Here is a 23671-nt window from a genome sequence, read left to right on the forward strand (position 1 = left end):
GGAGCAGGTTCAGCGGCCGCTAAAGCGCGGCGGGCGTTTCTCAGCCCAGGCGGCGCGGCCTTCGGCAAGATCCTGCGAAGCGGCTGCACGGGCAATGTCGACTTGCAGGTCCTGTGCATCCAATGCATTGCGCGCGATGCGGTTGATGTGCTTTTTCATGCCCAGCATGGCCAGCGGCGCCATGCCCGATAGCGCCGCGGTCAGCGCGTCCGCGGTCGGTGCCAGGGCCTCGGGCGCCACCAGGTGCGTGAGAAAACCCACGGCCTTCATCTCCTGGGCGTCAATGCGCTCGGCGGTGAGGAACAGGCGCTTGGCCACGTCCACACCCAGCCGGCTCACATAGCGTTCCAGCCCGCGCTGGTAGAAGTGCAGGCCCAGGCGCGCCGCCGGCATGAACATGTCGATGCCCTGCACGCCGATGCGAAAGTCGCAGGCCAGCGACAGGTCGGTCGCGCCGCCATAGACACCGCCCTGGATGAGCGCCAGCGTGACCGGCCGCGCGTCTTCCAGCGCATTGACCATCTCGTCGAACTCCACGGTGCGCTGCGCACCCATGCGACCGATGTCGTAGCCGCTGCAGAAGTATTTTCCTTCGGCCTGCAGCCGCAGCACCAGCACCTCGGGCGTTGCGTTGACCTGCGCGATATGGCCTGTCATCACGGCCAGGTCGCCGGGCTCGAGCCGGTTGGCCTGTTCGGGCCGTCGGATGGTGATGGTGGCGACGTGGCCGGCGATGCTCAGTTCGGGTGCGCCCATGTCAGTTCCCCACAAAGTGCGGCGTGCGTTTTTCGATGAAGGCGGTTCGGCCCTCGCGGTAGTCTGCGCTGTCGAAACAGCGGTTGACCAGGGTCTCGATCTCTTCCGCGGCCGGGTTCTGCGAATAGCGCTCGAACACCCGTAGGGCGGCCTTGGCCGCGTGCACGGTCAACGGCGCGTTGGCCGCGATGCGCGCGGCATAGGCGCGCACCTGTTCTTCCAGTTGCGCCTCTTCGACGACGAAGTTGATGAGCCCGCAGCGCAATGCCTCGGGCGCGTCCAGGAAGCGCGCGCTGAACAGCATGTCGCGCGCGGTCGAAGGCCCGACCAGGCGCGCCAGCGTGGCCAGCCCAGCGTATTCATAGCCCAGCCCGAGCCTGGCTGCGGGAATGCCGAACTGCGAGCCGGGCGAGGCAAAGCGGATGTCGGCGTTGAGTGCGATGGCCAGGCCGCCACCGATGCAAAAGCCATGGACCATGGCCACCAGGGGCTTGCTCAGGGTGACCAGGCCCTTCTGGCCGGCGTAGGCGATGCGCGCGTACTCGTCTTTTTGCTGCGCGTTGGCGCGGTGCTTGTCGAACTCCGAAATGTCGGCGCCGGCCGCAAAGGACTTGCCGCCCGCGCCGTGCATCACCACCACGCGCACATCGGTGTCCGATTCGAAGGCCGCCATCGCATCGGCCAGGCCCTGCCACATTTCCAGCGACACGGCGTTGCGCCGCTCGGGGTGGTTGAAGGTCAGCCAGCCCACGCCGTCCTCGACGCGGGCCAGGATTTTTTCCGTCTTCAGTGGGATGGTCCTGGCCGTCATGCCACTGCTCCTTGCGTCCTCATGGCGTCGATCTCCGCATCGCTGTAGCCCAGCTCGCGCAACAGCTCCGCGCTGTGCTCGCCCGGGTCGGGCGCGGCGCGCTGGAAGCGTTCCGGGTGCGGGAAGGCGGACAGGTTGATCGGCGAGCGCACCAGTTCCACATCACCGAGCACCGGGTGGGGGGCGGGCCGCGTCATGCGCAGGTGCTTGACCTGCGGGTCCTCGAAGGCCTGGCCGATGTCGTAGATCGGGCCGCAGGGCACGCCCACCGGGTTGAGCTTGGCCATCAGATCCTGCATGCTGAAGCGCTGCGTCACGGCGTTGACGGCCTCGTCCAGGGCATGGCGGTTCTTCAGCCTTGCGGCCCCATCGTGGTAGTCGGGATGCTGGAGCAGTTCAGTCGCGCCCAGCGCGGTGCAAAAACTCTCCCACATCTTGAGCGTGACGGCGCAGATGTTCACTAGGCCGTCGCTGGCGCTGTAGGTGCCCATGGGGACCTGGGTGGGATGGGCGTTGCCCTCCTGCGGTGCCACCTCGCCCGCCACCGTGTAGCGCGCGCCCTGGAAGTCGAGCTTGTTGAGCATGCCTTCGAGCAGCGAGGTGTGGACCCACTGGCCTTCACCGGTGTGCTCGCGGTGCAGCAGGGCCAGCAGGATGCCCTGGCCCAGGAACATGCCTGCCGTGGTGTCGGAGATCGCGATGCCCACGCGCATGGGCCCGCGTCCGGGCTCGCCGGTGACCGACATCAGGCCCGACATGCCTTGCATGATCTGGTCCACGCCCGGCCGCTGCGCATAGGGGCCGTCCTGGCCGTAGCCCGAGATGCTGGCCAGGATGATGCGCGGGTTGATCTTCTTGAGCTGCTCGTAGGTCAGACCCAGGCGCTGCTTGACGTCGGAGCGGAAATTTTCCACCACCACGTCGCTGCGTTCGATCAGGCGGCGCAGCACCTTGGCGCCCTGCGGCGTCTTCAGGTCCAGCACCAGGCTGCGCTTGTTGCGGTGCAGGTTCTGTTCGTCCGGGCCGCGGCGCCGGCCGGTGACGGAGCCGCGGCTGGACTCCGGCGGCGGCTCGACACGGATGATGGTCGCGCCCCAGTCCGCCAGCAGACGCACGGCGGCAGGGCCGGCGCGCGCGATGGTCAGGTCCAGCACGGTGTAGCGCGAGAGAGGCGCTTGGGTCATGTGTTGCTCCGGTTCATGGGTGACTTCAGGGCCTAGCGAGCGGCCCAGTACTCACGGAATTCCTTGCGCGGGTCGGCTTGCGCGGCCGTGCGGCTGCTGTCGCCTTCGAAGACCATGGTCGTGCGCGCGGGCAGGGTGTAGGCAGGCCACTGCGGCGTCTTCGGGTTGTTGGGATTGCCGGTGGCGGCAAAGCTGACCCAGGCGCTGGACAACTGGCCGGCCAGCAACAGGTTCTCGGCTGTGGGGCCATTGAGGCCATTGCGGATGTCGTTCATGCTGGGGCCGATGTCCACGCCGTGCGGCGCGCCATAGCGGCCGTTGAAGGCCGGGCTGGCAATCTTCCACAGATAGGTGTAGACCGGCGCGCGGGGCCTGCACGTGCGCCGTCTTGCGGAAAGTCATGTCGCTGTCGATGCGGGCCTGCAGCACGAAGGGCGTGGCCTTGGGGTCTTCCTCGCGGTACATCCTGACCAGCTTGTCGCCGTCGCCGGGCGCTTGCCGCTCGGCATAGGCCAGCAGGCCGGGCGCGTCCAGGTCGAAATTGATCTGCCGGTAGGCACGCTCGTCCAGCGTGGTGCTGATCATCATGGGCACGTCGGAGGAAACGGCCGGCGCGTCGGGGTCGAAGGGGTGGCGCGGGATGGCCACGCCGTCGAGCACCGGCGTGAAAGCGGTTGGCGCCTCGCCCTTGGCGCGGTCCATGCCTTCCATGGTCACCTGGGCTGCCAGCAGCTGGTGCCAGGGCAGCTTGTGCAGCTGGGCGACGGAGTCCTTGTCCAGACCCAGCAGCTTGAGGTAGATCGCAGCCGCCCGGCTCGATCGCTCGGGCGTGGCGACGCGCAGCACCGAGCCGCTCATCACGCCGGCGCGGTGGAACAAGCCCTTGGCCGAGGGCATGGACATCAGCACGCTGGTCTTGGCGCCGCCGCCGGACTGGCCGTAGACCAGCACGCGCGAAGGGTCGCCGCCAAAGGCCTCGATGTTGTCGCGCACCCAGCCCAGCGCGGCCACGATGTCCAGCATGCCCGCTGCGCCCGACTGGCCATAACGCGCGCCGCCGGCCTCGGCCAGGTCCAGGAAGCCGAAGGAGCCCAGGCGGTGGTTGATGGAGATGACCACGGCGTTGCCCGAGCGCGCTAGCATCTCGCCGTCGAACTGTGGCGAGTTGCCCGAGCCGCCGTAATAGCCGCCGCCGTGCAGGTGCAGCATCACCGGCCGCTTCGCCGTCTTGGCCAGCCCCGGCGTCCAGAGGTTGAGCACCAGGCAGTCCTCGCCCATGCCACCGGGCTGGAGGTCGTACATGATCAGGTCGGCGTAGGCCCGCACTCGGCTGCTGGGCAGCTGCGGCGCGTAGTTGCCGTACGCTGTCGCGTCTTTCACACCGGCCCACTTGACGACCGGGGCCGGCGGCATGAAGCGATTGGCGCCGGAGGTGTCGGCGCCGTAGTTCACACCCTTGAAGACGTTGATGCCGCCGGACACCAGGCCGCGCAGGCGGCCGTTGCTGGTTTCCACCACGGGGAAGATGTCCCATTCGCTGACGGCGCGGGCCAGGCCGGTGGCCAGCGCCGAACTGGCGGCTGCGCCCGCCAGCAGGCGGCGGCGCGAGACAAGGATGTTGTTGTTCATGTCGTTTTGCTTCTTTGTTTCTTAACTCACCACGGCCACGCCGCGCGGATCGATGAACAGCGGCGATTGCTGGCCGACTTCGAGCACGCTGGCCGGTGGCGCATGCACGCGCAGGGAATCGCCGCCGCCCACGGGGCTGACCACGTAGTCCCAGTGCTCACCCAGGTAGGTGCGCGACAGCACCGAGACCTCGCCCATGGCCACGGCGCCCTCACGCGCACTACCCTCGTTACCCAGGTACAGCGATTGCGGGCGAATCGAGACGCGCACATCGCTGGCGCCGCCGGTCACGGCCTGGTCGGGCCGCAGCGTGCCGCTCAGGCCCGCCAGCGTGAGCAGGCCGTTGTTCACCTGGGCCGTCACCAGGTTGGTCCGGCCGATGAAGCCGGCGACGAACTGCGTGCGCGGACGGTTGTAGAGGTTCCACGGCGTGTCGATCTGCTCGAGCTTGCCCAGGTTGAACACGGCGATGCGGTCCGAGATCGTCATGGCTTCGGACTGGTCGTGCGTGACATAGACGGTGGTGAAGCGGAACTCGTCGTGCAGGCGCCGGATCTCGCCCGCCATTTCCTCGCGCAGGTTGGCGTCCAGGTTGGACAGCGGCTCGTCCAGCAGCAGCACCTCCGGCCGCACGACCATGGCGCGGGCCAGCGCCACGCGCTGCTGCTGCCCGCCGGAGAGCTCGGCTGGGTAGCGGTGGGCCAGGGCGCCCAGCTGCACCACGTCCAGCATCTCCGCGATGCGCCGCTTGGCTTCATCGGCCGGCGTGCCGCGCACTTTCAGGCCGAAGCCCACGTTCTCGGCCACGGTCATATTGGGCCAGATCGCATAGCTCTGGAAGATCATCGACATGCCGCGGTGCTCGGGCGGCACGGTGCGGCCCGCCGTGGAGATTTCCTTGCCGGCCATGCTGATGGAGCCCGCGCCCAGGTCGATGAAGCCGGCGATCATGCGCAGCGTGGTCGTCTTGCCGCAGCCCGAGGGGCCCAGCAGGGTGACCAGCTCGCCCTGCTGGAGATCCAGGCTCAGGTCATCGACCACCGGGTTGGCGCCGTAGGACTTGCAGATGTTTTTCAGTTGGAGCTTGGACATATCTACCTTGTTCGTCAGCCGCGGCGCAGCATGAAGTCGCGCCCGGCCACGCGCATGCCGGCGGCGACGACCAGTGTGACGATGGCCACCAGCACCACGCCCATGGCGGCCAGGATTTCGTAATTGCCTTGCTCGCTCAGGTCCAGCGTCAGCACCGACACCACGCGCGACTCAGGCCCCGACAGGAACACCGCGGTGGACAGCTCCTTGGTGCAGATCACGAAGATCAGGATGAAGGCGCCCACCAGGGTTTTCTTGAGCAGCGGCGCGACCACGCGCAGCAGCACGGTCACGCGTCCGCCGCCCAGCACGCGCACGGCCTCTTCGAGCTCCGGGTTGAGCGCGCGCACGGCGGCGGCGCAGGCCGTCACCGCGATCGGCAGGAAGCGCGTGGTGAAGGCCACCACGATCAGCAGGCCCGTGCCGTACAGCGAGAACGGCGGCCCGGCGTAGGCTGCATACAGGCCGATGGCCAGGATGATGCCCGGCACGGCCACCGGCGCCAGCGCGAGAAACTGCACGACCGAGGGGAAGGGCGTGATGCGGCGCTGCGTTGCATAGGCAATACAGATGCCCATCAGCACGCAGACCAGGGCGGTCGAGAGGGAATACAGCACCGTGTTGATCAGGGCCGAACGCACGGTGAGCTGCTCGAAAAAGATGTTGTGGTAGTTGGCCAGCGTGAGGTTGCTGATGGCCAGGCCCTTGCCCCAGGCCTTGGACAGCGATGCGATGACCAGGATGGCCAGCGGCATCACGACGGCCAGCAGGCCGACCAGGGCCGAATACGCCAGGAGCACCCATTTCCAGGCGCCGATGTCCAGCGGCCGCCGCTCCCCGCCCTTGCCCGAGACCGACACATAGCCGCGCCGCGCCAGCAGGTGGCGCTGCAGCATCAGCATCACCACCGTGAGCAGCAGGATGGGCATGGAGAACGCGGCGGCCTGTTCCACCTGCAGCGGGTACTGGAAGAAAGACACCAGCTGCGTGGTCGCCAGATTGATGCGTGCGGGGATGGCGATCAGCGCGGGCGTGCCGTACAGGGAAATCGCTTCCAGGAAGATCAGGATGGCCGCGCCGATGATGGACGGCAGGGCCAGGGGCAGCGTGACCCGGGCCATGGTCTGGAACTTGCCCGCGCCGTGGATGGCCGCAGCGTCTTCCAGCTCCGTGGAGATGAGGTCGAGCGCGGCCGTGGTGAACACGTAGATCAGCGGGAAGGTGTAGAGCGCGATGACGAAGGCCAGGCCCCAGAAGCTGAAGATGTTGAACGGCCCCTTGTCAAAGCCAGTGAACTCGATGAACAGGCGGTTGAGCCAGCCCGCATTCGGGCCCGCCAGCAGGATCCAGGCGATCGCACCCAGGAAGTTGGGCATGACGAAAGCCGCCAGCACGCTCAGGTGGACCAGGCCGCGCGCCGGCATGTTGGAGCGCGACACTGCCAGCGCCAGCGGCACGCCCAGAACCAGCGCCAGCACTGTGACGGCGGCGCCCAGGTACAGCGAGTTGAGCAGGGCCTGCAGGTTGCGGCTGCTGCCGAGCGCGGCCGCATAGCTTTGCAGCGACCAGTCGCCCTGCGCGGTGTGCAGGCTGTCCCAGGCCAGCCGCAGGATGGGGTTGGCCACCAGCAGCACCAGGGCCGCGATCAGGATGGCAAACAGCCACAGCGCCGGGTCGGCCAGGCGCCCCGGCGCGCGGACCACAGCAGCGGTGGGGGTGAGGGCTGCCTCAGACACCAAACGCGTCCTTCCACAGGTCGATCACCTTGGGGATCTGCACCACCATCTGCGGCGGCGTCGGCGCCAGCAGGGGCTTGGCGTCGGCCAGGCGCAGCACGCCCGGTGCGGCCGGCACGCTGGGGCGCAGGGGCACGCCGAATTCCTCGAAGGCGATGCGGGCCGTGTCGTCGCTGCCCAGCAGCCATTCCATGAACAGCCTGGAGGCGTTGGGCCGGCGGGTGCTGGCCAGAATGGCCGAGGGCGACAGGATCAGCACCGGCCCTTCCTTGGGCGCCAGCGTGGCAACCGGGTTGCCCTTGGACGCGTGCAGCGCCGCCAGGCTCATGGGGCCGGCCGACACCGAGCATTCACCCGAGATCACCGTGGTCACCGCATCGATGGTGGAGCGGCCCACGTGCGCCTTGTTGGCGGCCAGCTTCTTGAAGAAGCCGTCGCCATAGAGCTTGCGCATCTCGATGCACCAGGCGCCGGCGGCGCCGCTGTAGGCCGGGTGGGCCATCGCCGCGACACCGCTCCACTTCGGGTCGGCCAGGTCGGCCCAGCTGGTGGGCACGGCCGCGCCCTTGACCTTGGCCGTGTTGTAGATCAAGCCCATCATGAAGCAGCTGGACGCGTGGAAGTAGCCGTCCGCGTCCATGTTCTGCACGCGCTTGTCCAGCAACGCGGCGGCCGCGGGCGTGTGCTTCATCAGCAGGTTGCGGCCCTTGAGGTCCACGAAATGCGCCAGGTCGGTGGAGGTGAACACGTCGCAGTTGGCCGCGCCGGCCTTCAGGTCCTGGTTCAGCCGCTGGAAGGCCACCTGCGCCGTCGTGCGCACCACGTTCACCTTCACGCCCGGATAACGGGTGCTGAAGCTGCGCCCCATGCGCTCGGCGACCTCCGAGGTCTGCGGCACCGTGTACCAGGTGAGCTGACCCTCCTTTTTCGCCGCTTCGTGCAACTGCGCCAGCAAGGCAGGCGTCTGGGCAAGGGCGTGGGGCACCAGCAGGCCCGAGCCTGCGAGCGCGCTGAATTGGCGGCGATTGATTTGCATCTTGTCTCCTGGGGCGCGGCCTGTGTTTGGCCGCGGTGGCGCAGTGTATGGACAAACGCTAAAAAAATTCAAATGGGGTTTGTATGTATATTTATGGCTAATTCCTGCCTTTTCCCTGCTCTAAAATCGGCCACAACCCAAGACCCTCATGAGCCAAACCCCACGCGTCAACCTGAGCGACAAGATCCGCGCCACCCTGGAGGCGGAAATTGCCTCCGGCCAGCTGCCACCCGGCGCCCGCATCGAAGAGCAGGCGCTGATGGACCGGTTTGGTGTGTCGCGCACGCCAGCGCGCGAAGCGGTGCTGCAGCTGACGTCCGCTGGCCTGGTCAGCCTGGTGCCGCGCCAGGGGGCGGTGGTCAGCGGCATTTCGCTGTCGGAATACGTGGCGATGCTCGAGGTGCTGATGGAGTTGGAAGGCCTGGCTGCCAAGCTGTCGGCCCGGCGCATGGCGATTGCCCAGCGCCATGCGCTCGAGAAAGCCGCCCGGGCCTGCGAGAAGGCGGCCCTGGCCAAGGATTCCGCGGACTACGTGGCGGCCAACCGCCTGTTCCACGAGATCATCTATGACGGCAGCCGCAATGAAGTGCTGGCCCGCCAGTTGCGCGCCATGCGCGCGCGCATGCGGCACCCGCAAGCCTCCATGTTCGACCGGCCCGGCCGCATCCGCAATTCCGTGGCCGAGCACAACGGCGTGGTGCAGGCCATCCTGGCGGGCGACGAGGAGGCCGCGTACCGCCTGATGACGGGCCACATCTCCAGCGGCGGCAATGTCTATGCCGACGCCATCGCCACCATGACCCAGCCCGTCGTCGTCGCCGGCCCGGCGCCGGCGCCCGACTCAGCCCAGGTCACGCCGATTCGCGCTGCTGCCAAGCGGGTCAAGAAACCGACATGACGCCGCTGCGGCGTTCCTGACAGGCGTTTAAACCGTTGCGGGCTCGGCCTTGGCCGGCGCGTTGATGCCGATGTGGTCGAGCGCGGCGGCGAGCGTGGCGACGGTGCGGTCCACGTGGTGCCACTTCTCCAGGCCGAACAGGCCGACGCGGAAGGTCTTGAACTCCGGGCCCTCATCGCACTGCAGCGGCACGCCGGCGGCGGTCTGCAGGCCTTCGGCCAGGAACTTGGCGCTGGACTGGATCTGCGGATCGTCGGTGAAGCTGACCACCACGCCCGGCGCCTTGAAGCCCTCGGCGGCAACGCTGACCAGGCCGCGGCTCTCGAACAGGGCGCGCACCTTGCGGCCCAGTTCTTCCTGCTCGGCGCGCACCTTGGCAAAGCCGTAAGCCTTGGTCTCGACCATCACCTCGCGCAGGCGCGTCAGCGCGTCGGTCGGCATGGTGGCGTGGTAGGCATGGCCGCCGCCCTCGTAGGTTTCCATGATGGCCAGCCACTTCTTCAGGTCCATGGCAAAGCTGGTGCTGGTGGTGGCATCGATGGCGGCGCGGGCGCGCTCGCTGAGCATGACCATGGCACAGCAGGGCGAGCTGCTCCAGCCCTTTTGCGGCGCCGAGATCAGCACGTCGACGCCGGTGGCCTGCATGTCGACCCAGATCGCGCCCGAGGCAATGCAATCCAGCACGAACAGGCCGCCGACCTCGTGCACAGCGTCGGCGACGGCACGCAGGTAGTTGTCGGGCAGGATCATGCCGGCGGCGGTTTCCACGTGGGGCGCAAACACCACGGCGGGCTTCTTCTCGCGGATGGTGGCCTGCACCTCGGCGATGGGCGCGGGCGACCAGGGCGACTTGGCGCCGGGGCCGGCCGGGCGGGCTTTCAGCACCGTGCTGGACGCGGGGATGCCGCCCATGTCGAAGATCTGGGTCCAGCGGTAGCTGAACCAGCCGTTGCGGATGACCAGCACGTCCTTGCCGCCGGCGAACTGGCGGGCCACGGATTCCATGCCGAAGGTGCCGCTGCCGGGGACCAGCACCGCGGACCTGGCCTTGTAGACATCCTTGAGGATGGCCGAGATGTCCTTCATCACGCCCTGGAAGCTCTTGGACATGTGGTTGAGGGCGCGGTCGGTGTAGACCACGGAGAATTCAAGCAGGCCGTCGGGGTCGACGTTGGGCAGCAATCCGGGCATGGTTGTCTCGCTCTGTGTGTTACGGCAAAAGAGGGCGGCCAGCTTAGCACGGGGCTTTCAACCCCGCTCCCGGAGGTTTACCAGGTGTCGATGGCCGGCCCGGCGCTCTCGCGCAGCCGCCCGGAGGCCAGGCCGCGGGCCAGCCAGGCGCGGGTGTGCGCCGGGTCGATCACGGCGTCGATCTCCAGCGTCGCCGCCATGTTGACGGCCTGGCCGGCGGCGTACTGGGTGTCGACCAGCTGCTGGTACAGGGCCTCGCGCTGCGAGCCTTCTGGCTGGGCTTCCAGCTCCTTGCGGTAGCCCAGGCGCACCGCGCCTTCCAGGCCCATGGCGCCGAACTCGCCGCTGGGCCAGGCCACGGTGGCGTCGGTCGCATGGAAGCCGCCGGCGCACATGGCCATGGCGCCCAGGCCGTAGCCCTTGCGCAGCACCACGCTGAAGAAGGGCACGCGCAGGTGCGCGGCAGCGATGAACATGCGGCTGACATGGCGTACCTGGGCCTGTTCTTCCGCGGCGGGGCCGACCATGAAGCCGGGCGTGTCGACCAGGCTCACCAGCGGCAGGCCGTGGGCGTTGCACAGCTGCATGAAGCGGGACGCCTTGTCGGCCGCGTCGGCGTCGATGGCGCCGCCCAGATGCAGCGGGTTGTTGGCGAGAAGACCAACGGGGAGACCCTCGATGCGGGCCAGCGCAGTGTGGATGCCCTTGCCGAAGCCGCTGCGCAGTTCCAGCAGCGAGCCGGCGTCAGCGATGCCGGTCAGGGCGGCGCGGCTGTCGTAGACGCGCAGGCGGTTCTCCGGCACAAGGTCGCGCAAGGCCTGGTCCGGCGGCGCGGTGAAGTCCTGCACGCGGCCCTGGAAAAACGACAGATAGTGCTTCGCCGCCGCCACGGCCTGCTCTTCATCGTCGACCAGGATGTCGATCACGCCGTTGCCATGCTGCACGGCGCTGGGCCCGATCTGCTCGGGCGTGAACAGGCCCAGGCCGCCGCCCTCGACCATGGCCGGCCCACCCATGCCGATGTTGCTGTCGCGGGTGGCGATGACCACGTCGCAGCACCCGAGCAAGGCGGCATTGCCGGCGAAACAGCGGCCGGCGGCGATGCCCACCAGTGGAACCTGGCCGTTGAGCCGCGCGAAGCTGGCGAAGGTCGTCACATGCAATCCCGCAACGACGGGCATGTCGGTGTCGCCCGGCCGGCCGCCCCCACCCTCGGCAAACAGCACGACCGGCAGCCTGTTCTGCGCAGCGATGCCCAGCAGGCGGTCGGTCTTCTGGTGGTTGCGCATGCCCTGGGTGCCAGCCAGCACGGTGGCGTCATAGGCCAGGACGACGGCCCGGCTCTTGTCGGGGCCGAACAGCGCGCCGTTGATGCCGGCGATGCCGGTGACCATGCCGTCGGCCGGCGTGTTGCGCTGCAGGTCGTCTTCGCTGCGGCGGCTGCGCTGGGCGGCGACGGCCAGCGCGCCGTACTCGCTGAAGGAGCCGGCGTCGCACAGGTCGGCGATGTTCTCGCGCGCCGTGCGCTGGCCGCGTGCATGGCGTCTGGCAATCGCTTCGGGCCGCGCCGCATCCAGCGTGAGGGCATGGCGCTCGCGCACCCGCTGCAGGTCGGCGCGCGCACCGCTGGCATCGGTCGTTGCGGCCGTTGTGAGGGTCGAATCTGCCTGCGGGCCCCGATTTTCCTCCCTTGACTGCTCTGAAATCAGGAGCAAGTCGCCTTCGTTGACGGCTTCGCCGGCGCCGAACAGCAGTTCGCGCACGCGCAGCGGCGCCGGCGCGCGGACCTCATGCTCCATCTTCATCGCCTCCAGAACGAGCAACAGGTCGCCGGCCTGCACCGTGTCGCCGGGCGCGACCAGCCATTGCACGATGCTGGCCTGCACGGGGGAGCGGAGTTCGGTCATGCGGGCGATTGTGGGACAGGGCCGCGCGGCGCGCGCGTCAAGCGCGTGACAAGCCCATGCCTTGGGCGAGGGCCCTGCCCAGGGAGAATCGACTGAGGCTCAGTTCCAGGCCAGGGCCAGCCAGCCGCACAGGGCGGCGCCGACCAGGTACATCGCCCAGGTCTGCGGCACGGCATAGGGGTAGAGCATCAGCGCCAAGCCCAGCCACTTGGGCGTGGCGCGCTGGCTGCGCTTGCCATGGCGCCAGGCCACCCAACCCACCAGGCCGAACAGCAGCGCGCCAAAAATGTAGGTGGGGCTGGGCAGGGAGAAACCGGCCGATTGCAGTTGGCGAAGGGCGTCCATGCCCACAGTCTAGTGGCGCACGCCCTCACGCGAGCCAGCGCTCGCGGTGCGCGGCGACGAAGGCATCGTCCACCAGGTGCGGGTACTCGCTGCTCACCCGTGTCAGCGCCTCGGCCTGGCCGGGGCTCAGGCCCGCCTTGGGGTCCAGGCACCAGATGCCTTCGAGCAGGCCCTGGCGCCGCAGCACCTCATGGCAACCGGCGATGCAGCCGTGGAAGTCATGCGCCACGTCGAACAGGGCGGCATTGCAGTCGGTCACCTGGGCATCCATGGCCAGCAGCTCGGAGGCGATGCTGTCGTCCTCGATGGCGGCGTGGATCATTTCCAGCAGGAGCACGGCGCGCTCGGTCCAGACGCTCCAGTGGCCCAGCAGCCCGCCGCGGATGCGCACCGTCAGCGGCCGGCCATCGCGCACGAAGGTCAAGGGCGTCAGCAGGTCCAGCACGATATGGTCGTCGTTGCCGGTGTAGAGCGAGACCCGCTGTTCCGCCCGCGCCGCCACGACGCCGCGGACCACGTCCAGCGCGCGGTAGCGGTCCTGGGACGCCATCCTGATCGCCACCACATTGGGGATGGCGGCAAAGCGCTGCCAGAACGAGGCCGACAGCTGGATGCCGCCGTCGGCCGGCCGCAGGCAGGAGCCGACCACCGGCATCACTTCGGCGACGGCCCCGCAGTGGGCAATGAGCGCGTCCTCGCTCGCGCCCTTCATGGCTGTGAGGCTCAGCAGGCCGGCGTGATAACCCATGCCGCGGGCGATGCCGGCTTCGCGCACCGCCTGCTGCGTGCGGCCGGCCAGCCCTGCCACCATGAACAGCGGCCGGCGTCCGCCGATCGGCTCCCAGTCCTGCGCCGTGCGCATGGCCAGCTCCAGCACCGGCGCGTAGAGGCCGACATCACGGATGGCGAGCTGGGTGGAGGGTACGCCCGCCGCCACGCCGCCGGCGCCGGCGTCCAGGTAGTAGCGCGTCATGGCGCGCTGGCGCCGCGCGTCGAGCTTGCGGCTGGCGTCCAGCGCCAGCAGATGGGCGGGGATGGCCGCGCCGCGGCGCAGCACCTTGAGGGAGTCGGCAGGAATGTCAGAGATTCGCATGGATGGTGGTCTTGTCATTCCCGCGTGAGGAGCGGTAGCGGATGTGGGAATCCAGGGCGTAGCATGCGACTTTAACCAGCCGCCACAATCACTGCCAGTGCATTCGCAGGAGCCGGACAGAACATGAGAACCGTCAGCCTCATCGGCGCACCCACCGACGTCGGCGCCAGCGTGCGAGGTGCCGGCATGGGCCCGGATGCATTGCGTGTGGCCGGTCTGGTGGAGGCGCTGCATGCGCACCGCTTCGAGGTCATCGACCGCGGCAACCTGGCCGGTCCGCCCACGCCCTGGACGCCGCCGCAGCAGGGCTTGCGCCATCTGCCGGAAGTCATCGCCTGGAACCGTTTGGTGTTCGACGCGGTGGCCGAGGCGCTGTCGCAGGGCCGGACACCGCTGCTCATGGGCGGTGACCACTGCCTGGCGATCGGCTCGATCAGCGCCGTGGCGCGCCACTGCCGCCAGCAGCGCAAAAAACTGCGTGTGGTCTGGCTGGACGCCCACACCGACGTCAACACCGAGACCATCAGCCCCAGCGGCAATGTGCACGGCATGCCGGTGTCCTGCCTGCTGGGCCACGGACCGGCGGCCCTGGTGGGCTGGAGCGGCGAGCGCGCGGCGCTGGGCGCCGACGACATCGACTTCATCGGCATCCGCAGCGTCGACGCCGACGAGAAAGAGGCGATTGCCCGCCTGGGCCTGCAGGTCTACGACATGCGCCACATCGACGAGCATGGCATGCGCAACACCATGACCGAGGCTCTGCATGACGTCGACGAAGACACGCACCTGCACGTGAGTTTCGACCTGGACTGCCTGGACCCGGCGGACGCGCCCGGTGTGGGCACGGGTGTGCGCGGCGGGCCGACCTACCGCGAGATGCAACTGTGCATGGAGATGATCGCCGATACCGGCCGCCTGGCCTCGCTGGATGTGGTGGAGATCAACCCGGCGCTGGACGTGCGCAACCGCACGGCCGAACTGGCGGTGGAGTTCGTCCAGAGCCTGTTCGGCAAGTCGACGCTGGCGCGTTAGGGTTCGCTGTCGTCGCCTGCAAGGTCGTCGGCGCTGCCCAGGTCGCTGCCTTCGTCGCCGTCCAGCCGCGCCACATGGTCCGGCAGGATGTCGGCACTGCGGCCGTCGTCGCGGGCGTCGACCGAGGCCCGCTCACCCGTGCCGTGGCGGTCGCTGTCGCTGTCCAGTTGGCCGTCGCCCAGTTCGCCCATGGCGTCGCTGCCGCTGTCGGAGCTGTCGCTGGGTCCGAGGGCGCCGGTGGTCTTGCCGCTGGGGTGGATGGCGGCGCGTTCGCCGCCCAGGATGCTGCTCAATGCCATGGAATCTCCTGTGGTTGTAGGCAGTCTGGGCGCGCAGCGGCGGCGGGTGCGTCGGAAGGCCGGTGGCCTACGTGTCGGACTGCGCCTGCGCGGCGCTGGTATCGTAGACCCCTCATTTGGAGGACGCACGAGCGTCGAAAACATGGGTGAAGACAGCACCGGACCGAGCAGCCAGCAGCAATACAGCGCCGCCTTCGACCAGGCGGCCGTCGGCATGGTGCTGATGGACCGCAACTCCCATCCGCTGCGGGTCAACCGCGCCGCCGCCGTCATGCTGGGCTACCTGCCCGAAGAACTGATCGGCCCGGTCCCGCCCCTGGTGAGCGACCCGGAGAACCGGGCGAAGGACATCGCCCTGCGCGCCGAGATGCTGGCCGGGACGCGCAACGCCTACCAGCGCGAGAAGGCCCTGGTGCACCGTGATGGTCACACGGTCTGGACGCTGCAGACCTGCACCCTGGCGCGCGACGGCGACGGCAAGCCGGTGCAGTTCATCCTGCAGGTGCAGGACATCACCGAAAGCAAGGCGCGCGAGGACGCCTTGCGCGTCAGCGAGGAGCACTTCCGCGCTAATTTCGAGCAGGCGCCACTGGGCATCGCCCACCTGTCCAAGGACGGCCGGACGTTGCGCGCCAACCAGCGGATGTGCGACATGCTGGGCTACACGCGGGAGGAAATCTACCTGCAGGACGCGCACGGCGTGGTGGGCGAGGAGGGCCAGCGCAGCCGCGAGCAGCTCCAGTCCCTGTTGCGCGGCGAAGCCCAGTCCTATACCGCCGAGCGCTTTTTCACCCGCAAGGATGGAACGCGCATCCCCGCGCGAGTCTCGGTGTCGCTGGTGCGCAACGCCGACGAGGAGCCCTACTTCATTTCCGTGTCGGAGGACATCAGCCAGCAGCTGGCTGACCAACGCCGCATCCGCGAGCAGGCCCAGATGCTGGACCAGGCCAGCGACGCCATCGTGCTGCACAGCCTGGACAGGCGCATCCGCTACTGGAACCAGGGTGCCGAGCGCCTGTTCGGCTTCAGCGCCGCTCAGGCGCTCGACCAGTTCTTTGCAGAGCTGACGCAGATGAGTGAGGCCTTCACCGGCGCCCATCACGAGGAGCTGCTGGCCACCGGTCACCTGGTGACGTCCACGCGCTGCCGCTCGGCTGCCGGCAAGCTGCTGGACATCGACCGCCGCCTGACCCTGATCCGCGACGAGCAGGGCCAGCCCTCGGCCGTGCTCTCGGTCAACACCGACGTGACGCAGCGCCGCGCTGCCGAGCGCGAGGTCCTGCTCCTCAATAGCGTGCTGGAGCGCCGTGTGCGCCTGCGTACCGAGAAGCTGGAGGAGAGCAATGCGGAGCTGCGCACCTTCGCCTACTCGCTGGCGCACGACCTGCGCGCGCCGCTGGGCTCGATCGACGGTTTCAGCCGCCAGCTGGAACGCAGACTGGAGGGGCAGCTCGATACCCAGGGCCTGCACTACATGGAACGGGTGCGCGCCGGCGTCAAGCTGATGTCCGACCTGACCGACGCCCTGTTGTCGCTGGCCAATCTGTCGCAGGCCGAGGTGCTGTGCCAGAGCGTGGACCTGTCGGCGCTGGCGCGGGCCTGGGAGCACCGCATGCGCGGCGAGCATCCGGAGCGCGAGATCAGCGTGAGCATTGCCGACACGCCGCGGGTGGTGGGCGACGTGCGCCTGCTGGCCGACCTGCTTGAGCAGTTGCTGGACAACGCCTGGAAGTTCACTTCCAGGCGCGAGGGCGCCTGCATCGAATTGGGCGTCGAGGAGGCCGGCGGCGCCGTGCCGGTGTTCTTCGTGCGCGACAACGGCGTCGGCTTTGACAGCGCCTATGCCAGCAAGCTGTTCGTGCCTTTCCAGCGCCTGCATTCGATGCACGAATTCGACGGCACCGGGATCGGCCTGGCGATCGTGCGCAAGATCGCGCTGCTGCACGGCGGCCAGGTCTGGGGCGAATCCGGTCCCGGCGGCGGCGCGGTGTTCCGCTTCACCCTCAACGAGAGCGAGGCCGGCTGATGTCCCTGGCCCCGGAATTCCGCACCATCGAAAGCATGGTCCGCGGCCATGCGCTGGCGCGCCCGCGCGATGCCGCACTGCGCCAGGGTGCGCGCCGCCTGGACTGGGGCGCGCTGGACGCGCTGATGGACCGCGTGGCCGCCGCCTTGCAGCGCGACGGCGTGGCGCCGGGCCAGGCCATTGCCATCTGCGCTGCCAACTCCATCGAGTACGCGGCGCTGTTCCTGGGCGCGCTGCGCGCCGGCGTGGTGGTTGCGCCGCTGCAGACCGGCTCGCTGCCGGTCCAGCTGGCCGGCATGGTGGCAGACTGCGGCGCCCGCCACTTCTTTGTCGATGCCGCTGTGCCGGCCTTCGATACCCCGGATGCGCGTCGCATCGCGCTGGACGGCCTGGCGCAGGCGCAGCCACTGCAGAACTGGCTGGCGAGCGAAGGCAGCCGGCCGCTGCCGGTGCAGGCCGAGCCCGAGTGGCCGTTCAACATCATCTATTCCTCGGGCACCACCGGCACGCCCAAGGGCATTGTCCAGCCGCACGGCATGCGCTGGGCCCACGTGGCGCGGGCCGAGAGCTACGGCTACAACGCGCAATCGGTGACCCTGATCGCCACCTCGCTGTGCTCCAACACCACCCTGGTGTGCTTTTTCCCCACCGTTGCGCGGGGCGGTTGCGCCGTGCTGGCGCCGCCGAAGTTCGACGCCGCGACCTATCTGGCGCTGGCGCAGGAGGTGCGCGCCACCCACACCATGCTGGTGCCGGTGCAGTACCAGCGCATCATGGCGCTGCCCGATTTCGGCCGCCACGACCTGTCGTCCTTCCACATGAAGTTCTGCACCAGCGCGCCCTTCCTGGCGCCGCTCAAGGCCGATGTGCTGGCGCGCTGGCCGGGCGGCCTGGTGGAGTTCTACGGCATGACCGAGGGCGGCGGCACCTGCATCCTGGAGGCCCACAACTTCCCGGACAAGCTGAACACGGTGGGGCGGCCGGCCGAAGGCCATGACATCCGGCTGATCGATGAGGACGGCAAGCAGGTGGCGACCGGCGAGACCGGCGAGCTGGTCGGCCACTCGGGTGCGATGATGAGCCGCTACCACGGCCAGCCGGCCAAAACCCGCGAGGCCGAATGGTACGACGGCCAGGGCAAGCGCTTCATCCGCACCGGCGACGTCGGCTGCTTCGACGCCGACGGATTCCTCACGCTGATGGACCGGCGCAAGGACATGGTGATTTCCGGCGGCTTCAACATCTACCCCAGCGACATCGAAGCCGTGCTGCGCGGCCACCCCGGCGTGGCCGACGCTGCGGTGGTGGGCGTGCCGTCCACGGAATGGGGCGAGACCCCGGTGGCCTTCGTCGTGCCCGCGCCCGGTGCGCCCCAGCCCGAGGAAATCCGCAGCTGGGCCAACGCGCAACTGGGCAAGACCCAGCGCCTGTCGGACCTGCGCTATGCCGCCGAGCTGCCGCGCAGCGACATCGGCAAGGTGCTCAAGCGGCAGTTGCGCGAGAGCTACGGGGCGGCCTGAAGCAGGCGGCGGCGCGCGTCTTCGGCACGGGCGTCGTCGATCTCGCGCAGCACGCCGCTCAGGTCCACCGAACCGGCCGGACGCTCGAAACGCCCGGTCAATGGCGTCTCGGTGCTGAGCATGCCGCGCTGGTACAGGTCCCACATCTCGGCGCCGTATTCGGTGGCCATGAGTTGCGGCGCGAACTGGCCGAAAAAGCCGCGCAGGTTGGCCACGTCGCGCAGCAGCATGCGCTGCGCATGGTTGTTGCCGGCGGCGTCCACCGCCTGGGGCAGGTCGATGATGACCGGCCCGTCCTGCGCCAGCAGGATGTTGAATTCCGACAGGTCGCCATGGACCACGCCGGCGCACAGCATGCGCACCACTTCGGCCAACAGGCTGGCGTGGTGGGCGAGGGCTTCCTCGGACGTGAAAGGCACGTCGTTCAGGCGCGGCGCGGCGTCGCCGTGCGCGTCGGTCACCAGCTCCATCAGCAGCACGCCCTCGTGGAAGTTGTAGGGCTGGGGCACGCGCACACCGGCCGCCGCCAGGCGGTACAGCGCATCGACTTCCGCGCTCTGCCAGGCTGCTTCCTGCGCCTGGCGGCCGAACTTCGTGCCCTTGGCCATGGCGCGGGCCTGGCGGGTGTTCTTGACGCGCCGGTTCTCGGTGTAGTCCACCGCCTGGCGGAAGCTGCGCTGCGTGGCCTCCTTGTAGATCTTGGCGCAGCGCGTCTCTTCGCCGCAGCGCACCACGTAGACCATGGCTTCCTTGCCGCTCATCAACTGGCGCACCACCGTGTCGATCAGGCCTTCTTCGATCAGGGACTGCAGGCGCGGTGGTGCTTTCATCGGGACATTTTGCATCGAGATGCCTGCCGCCCCGGATAATGGGCGCATGAGCACCGATCCCCAAGTGAGTAACAACAGCAGCGAACACCGCTACGAGATCACCGTGGCCGGCGCCCTGGCCGGCTTCGCCCAGTACCGTCTGGAGGGCGAGGCCGTCGTGTTTTTCCACACCGAGATCGGCGCCGCCTTCGAGGGCCAGGGCCTGGCCTCCAAGCTGGCCCGCTTCGCGCTGGACGATGCGCGTGCGCAAGGCCTGCACGTGGTCCCCGAGTGCGAGTTCTTCGCCGGCTACATCCGCAAGAAGGCCGAGTACCAGGATCTGGTGCGGGCCGAGGACCGCGCCAGGTTCAAGATCTGACAGTCACAGCCCGAAGGCCTGGCGCAGCGCCGCGCAGAACTGCGGCGTTCCGCTCAAGGTGAGGCTGAGCGTGGTGCGCGGCGCGGCGGCAGCGCCTGCTTGTGTGTGCAGCTGGCCGGCCTGCGCGTCGTAGCGCACTTCCAGCGCGGTGGCCACTTCCTGCACGCCCTGCAGCTCGCAATCCCAGTCGCCGCCCTCGTCCAGCGGCGCCGGGCCGCTGGGGAACTCGCCTTGCGCCCACTGCAGCACTTGCAATACCTCGGCCTGCAGCGCCGCCAGCTGCGCCGGCGCAGCGCTGGCCATGGCATCGAAGCTGCCGTGGCCGTCGGCGTCTTCGCTGTAGTCGAAATCGAGATACTGCAGTGGCATGGAGATTCCGCGTCCTGCGCACATCCGTTGCGCGTGAAGAATCAGTCGCGCGTCAAGAACATCAGTCGCGCGTCACGCGGACCAGCTCCTCGCGGGTGGTGACGCCTTCTCGCACCAGGCGCTCGCCGTCGTCGCGCATCAGGGTCATGCCGCTGGCCAGCGCCGTCTCGCGGATCTGCGACTCGGCGGCGCGGCTGTGGATCTGGGCGCGGATGGCGTCGTTGGCCACCATCAGCTCGAAGATGCCGGTGCGGCCCTGGTAGCCGCTGGGATCGGTGGCGCTGCGCTTGCGCACCAGGCGCTGGGCCAGCACGCCCAGCAGCGAGGACGACAGCAGGAAGGGCTCGACGCCCATGTCGATCAGCCGGTTCACCGCGCTGGCGGCGTCATTGGTATGCAGCGTGGCCAGCACCAGGTGGCCGGTCAGTGAGGCCTGGATGGCGATCTGCGCGGTCTCGTAGTCGCGGATCTCGCCGATCATGATGACATCGGGGTCCTGGCGCAGGATGGCACGCAAGGCCTTGGCGAAATCCAGGTCGATCTTGGCGTTGACCTGGGTTTGGCCGACACCGGGCAGCTCGTACTCGATCGGGTCTTCCACCGTCATGATGTTGCTGGCGCCGGCGTCCAGCCGCGACAGCGCCGCATACAGCGTGGTGGTCTTGCCTGAGCCGGTCGGGCCGGTCACCAGGATGATGCCGTGCGGCTGGCCGATCAGGCCCAGGAAGCGGCGCAGCGTCTCGCCGCCCATGCCCACCGACTCCAGGCTGAGCTTGCTCTCGCTCTTGTCCAGCAGGCGCAGCACGGCGCGCTCGCCGTGCGCGCTGGGCAGGGTGGACACGCGCACGTCGACGGCGCGGGTGCCGATGCGCAGCGAGATGCGGCCGTCCTGCGGCAGGCGCTTTTCGGCGATGTCCAGTTCGGCCATGATCTTCAGGCGCGAGATCAGCGCCGCATGCAGCGCGCGGTTGGGCTGCACCACCTCGCGCAGCGTGCCGTCGACGCGAAAGCGCACGCTGGAGTGCCGCTCGTAGGGCTCGATGTGGATGTCGCTGGCGCCGTCGCGCGCGGCCTGCGTCAGCAGGGCATTGAGCATGCGGATGATGGGCGCGTCGTCGCTGGCCTCCAGCAGGTCTTCCACCGCCGGCAGCTCCTGCATCATGCGTGACAGGTCGGCGTCGTTCTGCACCTCGCTGACCACGGTGGCGGCGCTCGATTCACCCTGGGCGTAGGCCGTGCTGATGCGCTGGGCCAGGGCCTGCGCGTCCAGCTGCTGCACAGCGCGCACCGGGTGCTTGCGCAGCACCTCACCCCAGGCGCCGGGCGCCGGCGGGCCGGCATGCCACAGGGTCAGGCCCTGGCCGTCGTCCTCCAGCAGCAGCTGGCTGCTGCGCGCGAAGGCATAGGGCAGCGGGTAGCGGGCCACGGCTTACCTGGACGCGGGAGCGCTGGACGGCGCCGGCGCGGCCGCGGGCGCATTGAAACGCGGAATCGGGACCAGCGGCGGCAACACCGGCGCGGAATTGACCGGCACCAGCACGCTGGGCACGGGCTGGGCCGCGCCCTGGTGGTTGCGCATCATGTCGTAGCGGTCCAGCGAGAGGGCGTCGCTGGCCGCCGCATCGCGCACCACCACCGGCCGCAGGAAGACCATCAGGTTGGTCTTCTTGCGGCTGCGGGTCTCGGTCTTGAACAGATTGCCGAACACCGGCACATCGCCAACCCCGGGAATTTTCTCCTGCCCGCTGCCGTATTCGTCCTGCAGCAGGCCGCCCAGCACCACGATGGCGCCATCCTCGACCAGCACGTTGGACTCGATCGAGCGCTTGTTGGTGACCAGGCCGGTGGAGGAGTTGATCGAGGAGGGCAGCACCGAGGAGACCTCCTGGAAGATCTGCATGCGCACCGTGCCGTTCTCGCTGATCTGCGGCTTGACGCGCAGGGTCAGGCCCACGTCCTTGCGCTCGATGGTCTGGAAGGGGTTGACGCTGCCGTTGTTGCCGCTGTTGGCGTTGGTGTACTGGCCGGTGATGAAGGGCACGTTCTGGCCGATCACGATTTTGGCTTCCTCATTGTCCAGCGTCAGCAGGTTGGGCGTGGACAGCACGTTGCCCTCGGCGTTGGTCTCCAGGAAGCGCGCCAGCGCGGCCAGCACGTAGTTGCCGTTGGCATTGCGCACCAGGCCGAAGTTGAAACCGGTGGCCGGTGTGGCCGCGCCGGTGGCAACGCCCTTTTGCAGGTCGATGATGTTGGTGCCGCCTATGCTGAAGTTCGTGCCCAGCACGCCCAGCACGCTGCTGGTGGCTGCGCCCAGCACGTTCTGCCACTGGATGCCGAACTCGGCGGCCTTGTCGGCGTTGACCTCGGCGATCAGGCTTTCGACAAAGACCTGGGCGCGGCGCGCGTCCAGCCGGTCGATCACCGCGCGCAATTGGCGGTACTGCGGCTCGGGCGCGGTGATGATCAGCGAGTTGGTTGCCGGGTCGGCCTGGATCTGGCCGCCGGTGGACGGCTGGGCCGCGCCCTGCAGGGCAGCCGTGGCGGGGTTGCTGGCCGCGGCCGTGGCGTTGGCGCCGCCGATGCCAGCCGGCGCGATCGCGCCGGTGCCGGCGCCTGCGCCACCCGTGCTGGACATGCCGGCCATGGCCGCGCGCAGCGTCACGGCCAGCCGTGTCGCTTCTGCGTTCTTCAGGTAGACCACATAGATGTTGCCGCTGGGGTTCTGCGAGCCCGGCTGGTCCAGGCGTTCCACCAGCGATCGCACCAGGTTCATGCGGGCGGCGTTGGCGGCGCGCACCACCAGGGTGTTGCTGCGCGGCTCGGCGATGACCGTGGTGCGAAACGATGTGTCGCTCTGGCCCTGGCCGGCAGCGGCTGCCGGGGCGCCGCTGGCGCTGCCGCCGCCGGTCTCGGCCAGCCGCTGGACCACCGGCGCCAGGTCGGAGGCCAGCGCATGGCGCAGCGGGATCACCTCGACGTCGGTGGCGTTGGAGACGTCCAGCGCCGAGATGATGCGGCCGATGCGCTGCAGGTTGTCGGCGTAGTCGGTGATCACCAGCGAGTTGTTGCCGGGATTGACGTTGATGGTGTTGTTGGGGCTGATCAGCGGCCGCAGGATAGGCACCAGGTTGTTGGCCGTCTCATGGTTGAGCCGGAAGATCTGGGTGACGATCTGGCTGCCGCCCGGACCGGCCGGGCCGACGCTGACCGTGCCGCCCTGCAGCTTGGCGTCGGCTTCGGGCACGACCTTGTACAGGCCGCCGGACTCGACCACGGTGTAGCCCGACAGGCGCAGCGCGGCCAGGAACTGGTTGAAGGCGGCCTGCGGCGGCACCGGCCGGTCGGTCGCCAGGTTGATCGTGCCCTTGACCCGCGGGTCGACCACGATGGAGCGGCCGGTGATCACGGCCATGGTGCGGGCCACCGCCTCGATCTCGGCGTTGACGAAGTTCAGGGTGATCGGCTCGTTCGCGCGTTGGGCGTGCCCAATGCCTGGAGCCCCCGCCAATACTGCGCATGTTGCTATTGAAAGAGTAGCAAACCGGAACCGCTTCATGCA

Annotated in this window: 20 protein-coding genes and 2 pseudogenes; 5 read left to right on the top strand and 17 right to left on the bottom strand. The window is 68.7% G+C overall.

Annotation, left to right across the window (positions count from 1 at the left end; all coding sequences use genetic code 11):
- Positions 1–9: 9 nt before the first annotated feature.
- The 8 genes and pseudogenes from Q0632_RS18160 to Q0632_RS18195 all read right to left on the bottom strand — a co-directional run bounded on the left by Q0632_RS18160 (position 10) and on the right by Q0632_RS18195 (position 8244).
- Complete coding sequence (locus Q0632_RS18160) at positions 10–756, bottom strand: enoyl-CoA hydratase-related protein (RefSeq protein ID WP_298932837.1); 747 nt, start codon at positions 754–756, stop codon at positions 10–12.
- Between the two features lies 1 nt (position 757).
- A complete protein-coding gene (locus Q0632_RS18165; protein WP_298932839.1) occupies positions 758–1567 on the bottom strand; it encodes an enoyl-CoA hydratase in 810 nt (269 codons plus the stop codon).
- Positions 1564–2751 carry a CaiB/BaiF CoA-transferase family protein gene (locus Q0632_RS18170; protein ID WP_298932841.1) on the bottom strand — a complete coding sequence of 396 codons (1188 nt, stop codon included), beginning with the start codon at positions 2749–2751 and terminating at the stop codon, positions 1564–1566. The genes Q0632_RS18165 and Q0632_RS18170 overlap by 4 nt, the downstream gene beginning before the upstream one ends.
- 32 nt (positions 2752–2783) lie before the next feature.
- Positions 2784–3098: a hypothetical protein gene (locus Q0632_RS18175; RefSeq protein WP_367181222.1), complete on the bottom strand. Its 315-nt coding sequence runs from the start codon at positions 3096–3098 to the stop codon at positions 2784–2786.
- Between the two features lie 259 nt (positions 3099–3357).
- Positions 3358–4380, bottom strand: a pseudogene (locus Q0632_RS18180) (carboxylesterase family protein); the annotation flags it as partial.
- A 21-nt stretch (positions 4381–4401) separates the two neighbouring features.
- Positions 4402–5472 carry an ABC transporter ATP-binding protein gene (locus Q0632_RS18185; protein WP_298932843.1) on the bottom strand — a complete coding sequence of 357 codons (1071 nt, stop codon included), beginning with the start codon at positions 5470–5472 and terminating at the stop codon, positions 4402–4404.
- Between the two features lie 14 nt (positions 5473–5486).
- Entirely contained in the window at positions 5487–7208 is a 1722-nt protein-coding gene (locus Q0632_RS18190) for an iron ABC transporter permease (RefSeq protein WP_298932845.1), read from the bottom strand.
- The gene (locus Q0632_RS18195) at positions 7201–8244 is read right to left on the bottom strand and encodes an extracellular solute-binding protein (protein ID WP_298932847.1); all 1044 of its coding nucleotides are present in this window, start codon (positions 8242–8244) and stop codon (positions 7201–7203) included. Before Q0632_RS18195 ends, Q0632_RS18190 begins: the two co-directional genes overlap by 8 nt.
- A 148-nt stretch (positions 8245–8392) precedes the next feature.
- On the opposite strand from Q0632_RS18195, the gene Q0632_RS18200 reads away from it, so the two are divergent.
- Entirely contained in the window at positions 8393–9142 is a 750-nt protein-coding gene (locus Q0632_RS18200; RefSeq protein WP_298932849.1) for a GntR family transcriptional regulator, read from the top strand.
- A gap of 27 nt (positions 9143–9169) precedes the next feature.
- Here Q0632_RS18200 and Q0632_RS18205 read toward each other — a convergent pair whose 3' ends face one another.
- From Q0632_RS18205 to Q0632_RS18220, 4 genes and pseudogenes are all read right to left on the bottom strand, one after another.
- Complete coding sequence (locus Q0632_RS18205; protein WP_298932851.1) at positions 9170–10333, bottom strand: aminotransferase class V-fold PLP-dependent enzyme; 1164 nt, start codon at positions 10331–10333, stop codon at positions 9170–9172.
- 77 nt (positions 10334–10410) lie between these two features.
- Positions 10411–12231, bottom strand: a pseudogene (locus Q0632_RS18210) (carboxyl transferase domain-containing protein); the annotation flags it as partial.
- A 108-nt stretch (positions 12232–12339) separates the two neighbouring features.
- Positions 12340–12585 carry a hypothetical protein gene (locus tag Q0632_RS18215; RefSeq protein WP_298932853.1) on the bottom strand — a complete coding sequence of 82 codons (246 nt, stop codon included), beginning with the start codon at positions 12583–12585 and terminating at the stop codon, positions 12340–12342.
- A gap of 25 nt (positions 12586–12610) precedes the next feature.
- Complete coding sequence (locus Q0632_RS18220) at positions 12611–13678, bottom strand: dihydrodipicolinate synthase family protein (protein WP_298932856.1); 1068 nt, start codon at positions 13676–13678, stop codon at positions 12611–12613.
- A gap of 123 nt (positions 13679–13801) precedes the next feature.
- Here Q0632_RS18220 and rocF point away from each other — a divergent pair, with 123 nt between their 5' ends.
- The gene (rocF, locus tag Q0632_RS18225) at positions 13802–14710 is read left to right on the top strand and encodes an arginase (protein WP_298932858.1); all 909 of its coding nucleotides are present in this window, start codon (positions 13802–13804) and stop codon (positions 14708–14710) included.
- Here the strand turns inward: rocF and Q0632_RS18230 are convergent.
- Positions 14707–15009, bottom strand: a complete 303-nt coding sequence (locus Q0632_RS18230) for a hypothetical protein (RefSeq protein ID WP_298932860.1) — start codon at positions 15007–15009, stop codon at positions 14707–14709. The two genes, rocF and Q0632_RS18230, sit on opposite strands and share 4 nt — an antisense overlap.
- A gap of 142 nt (positions 15010–15151) precedes the next feature.
- Between Q0632_RS18230 and Q0632_RS18235 the strand changes: the two genes are divergently transcribed.
- On the top strand, positions 15152–17035 hold the full coding sequence (locus Q0632_RS18235) for a PAS domain S-box protein (protein WP_298932862.1): 1884 nt from the start codon (positions 15152–15154) through the stop codon (positions 17033–17035).
- Positions 17035–18555, top strand: a complete 1521-nt coding sequence (locus Q0632_RS18240; RefSeq protein WP_298932864.1) for a class I adenylate-forming enzyme family protein — start codon at positions 17035–17037, stop codon at positions 18553–18555. The genes Q0632_RS18235 and Q0632_RS18240 overlap by 1 nt, the downstream gene beginning before the upstream one ends.
- On the opposite strand, the gene Q0632_RS18245 is transcribed toward Q0632_RS18240, so the two are convergent.
- The gene (locus Q0632_RS18245; protein WP_298932866.1) at positions 18540–19385 is read right to left on the bottom strand and encodes a PA4780 family RIO1-like protein kinase; all 846 of its coding nucleotides are present in this window, start codon (positions 19383–19385) and stop codon (positions 18540–18542) included. The genes Q0632_RS18240 and Q0632_RS18245 overlap by 16 nt on opposite strands.
- Before the next feature lie 46 nt (positions 19386–19431).
- Between Q0632_RS18245 and Q0632_RS18250 the strand changes: the two genes are divergently transcribed.
- Positions 19432–19743: a GNAT family N-acetyltransferase gene (locus tag Q0632_RS18250; RefSeq protein WP_298932869.1), complete on the top strand. Its 312-nt coding sequence runs from the start codon at positions 19432–19434 to the stop codon at positions 19741–19743.
- A 3-nt stretch (positions 19744–19746) separates the two neighbouring features.
- On the opposite strand, the gene Q0632_RS18255 is transcribed toward Q0632_RS18250, so the two are convergent.
- The 3 genes from Q0632_RS18255 to gspD form a co-directional block, all read right to left on the bottom strand.
- The gene (locus tag Q0632_RS18255; protein ID WP_298932871.1) at positions 19747–20112 is read right to left on the bottom strand and encodes a hypothetical protein; all 366 of its coding nucleotides are present in this window, start codon (positions 20110–20112) and stop codon (positions 19747–19749) included.
- Between the two features lie 61 nt (positions 20113–20173).
- The gene (locus Q0632_RS18260) at positions 20174–21538 is read right to left on the bottom strand and encodes an ATPase, T2SS/T4P/T4SS family (protein ID WP_298932873.1); all 1365 of its coding nucleotides are present in this window, start codon (positions 21536–21538) and stop codon (positions 20174–20176) included.
- 3 nt (positions 21539–21541) lie between these two features.
- Positions 21542–23668, bottom strand: coding sequence for a type II secretion system secretin GspD (gene gspD, locus Q0632_RS18265; protein ID WP_298932875.1), 2127 nt, complete (start codon positions 23666–23668; stop codon positions 21542–21544).
- Between the last annotated feature and the right edge of the window lie 3 nt (positions 23669–23671).

The sequence above is a fragment of the uncultured Ramlibacter sp. genome, from assembly GCF_936925435.1.
In the GTDB taxonomy this organism is placed as follows: Bacteria; Pseudomonadota; Gammaproteobacteria; order Burkholderiales; family Burkholderiaceae_C; genus Ramlibacter.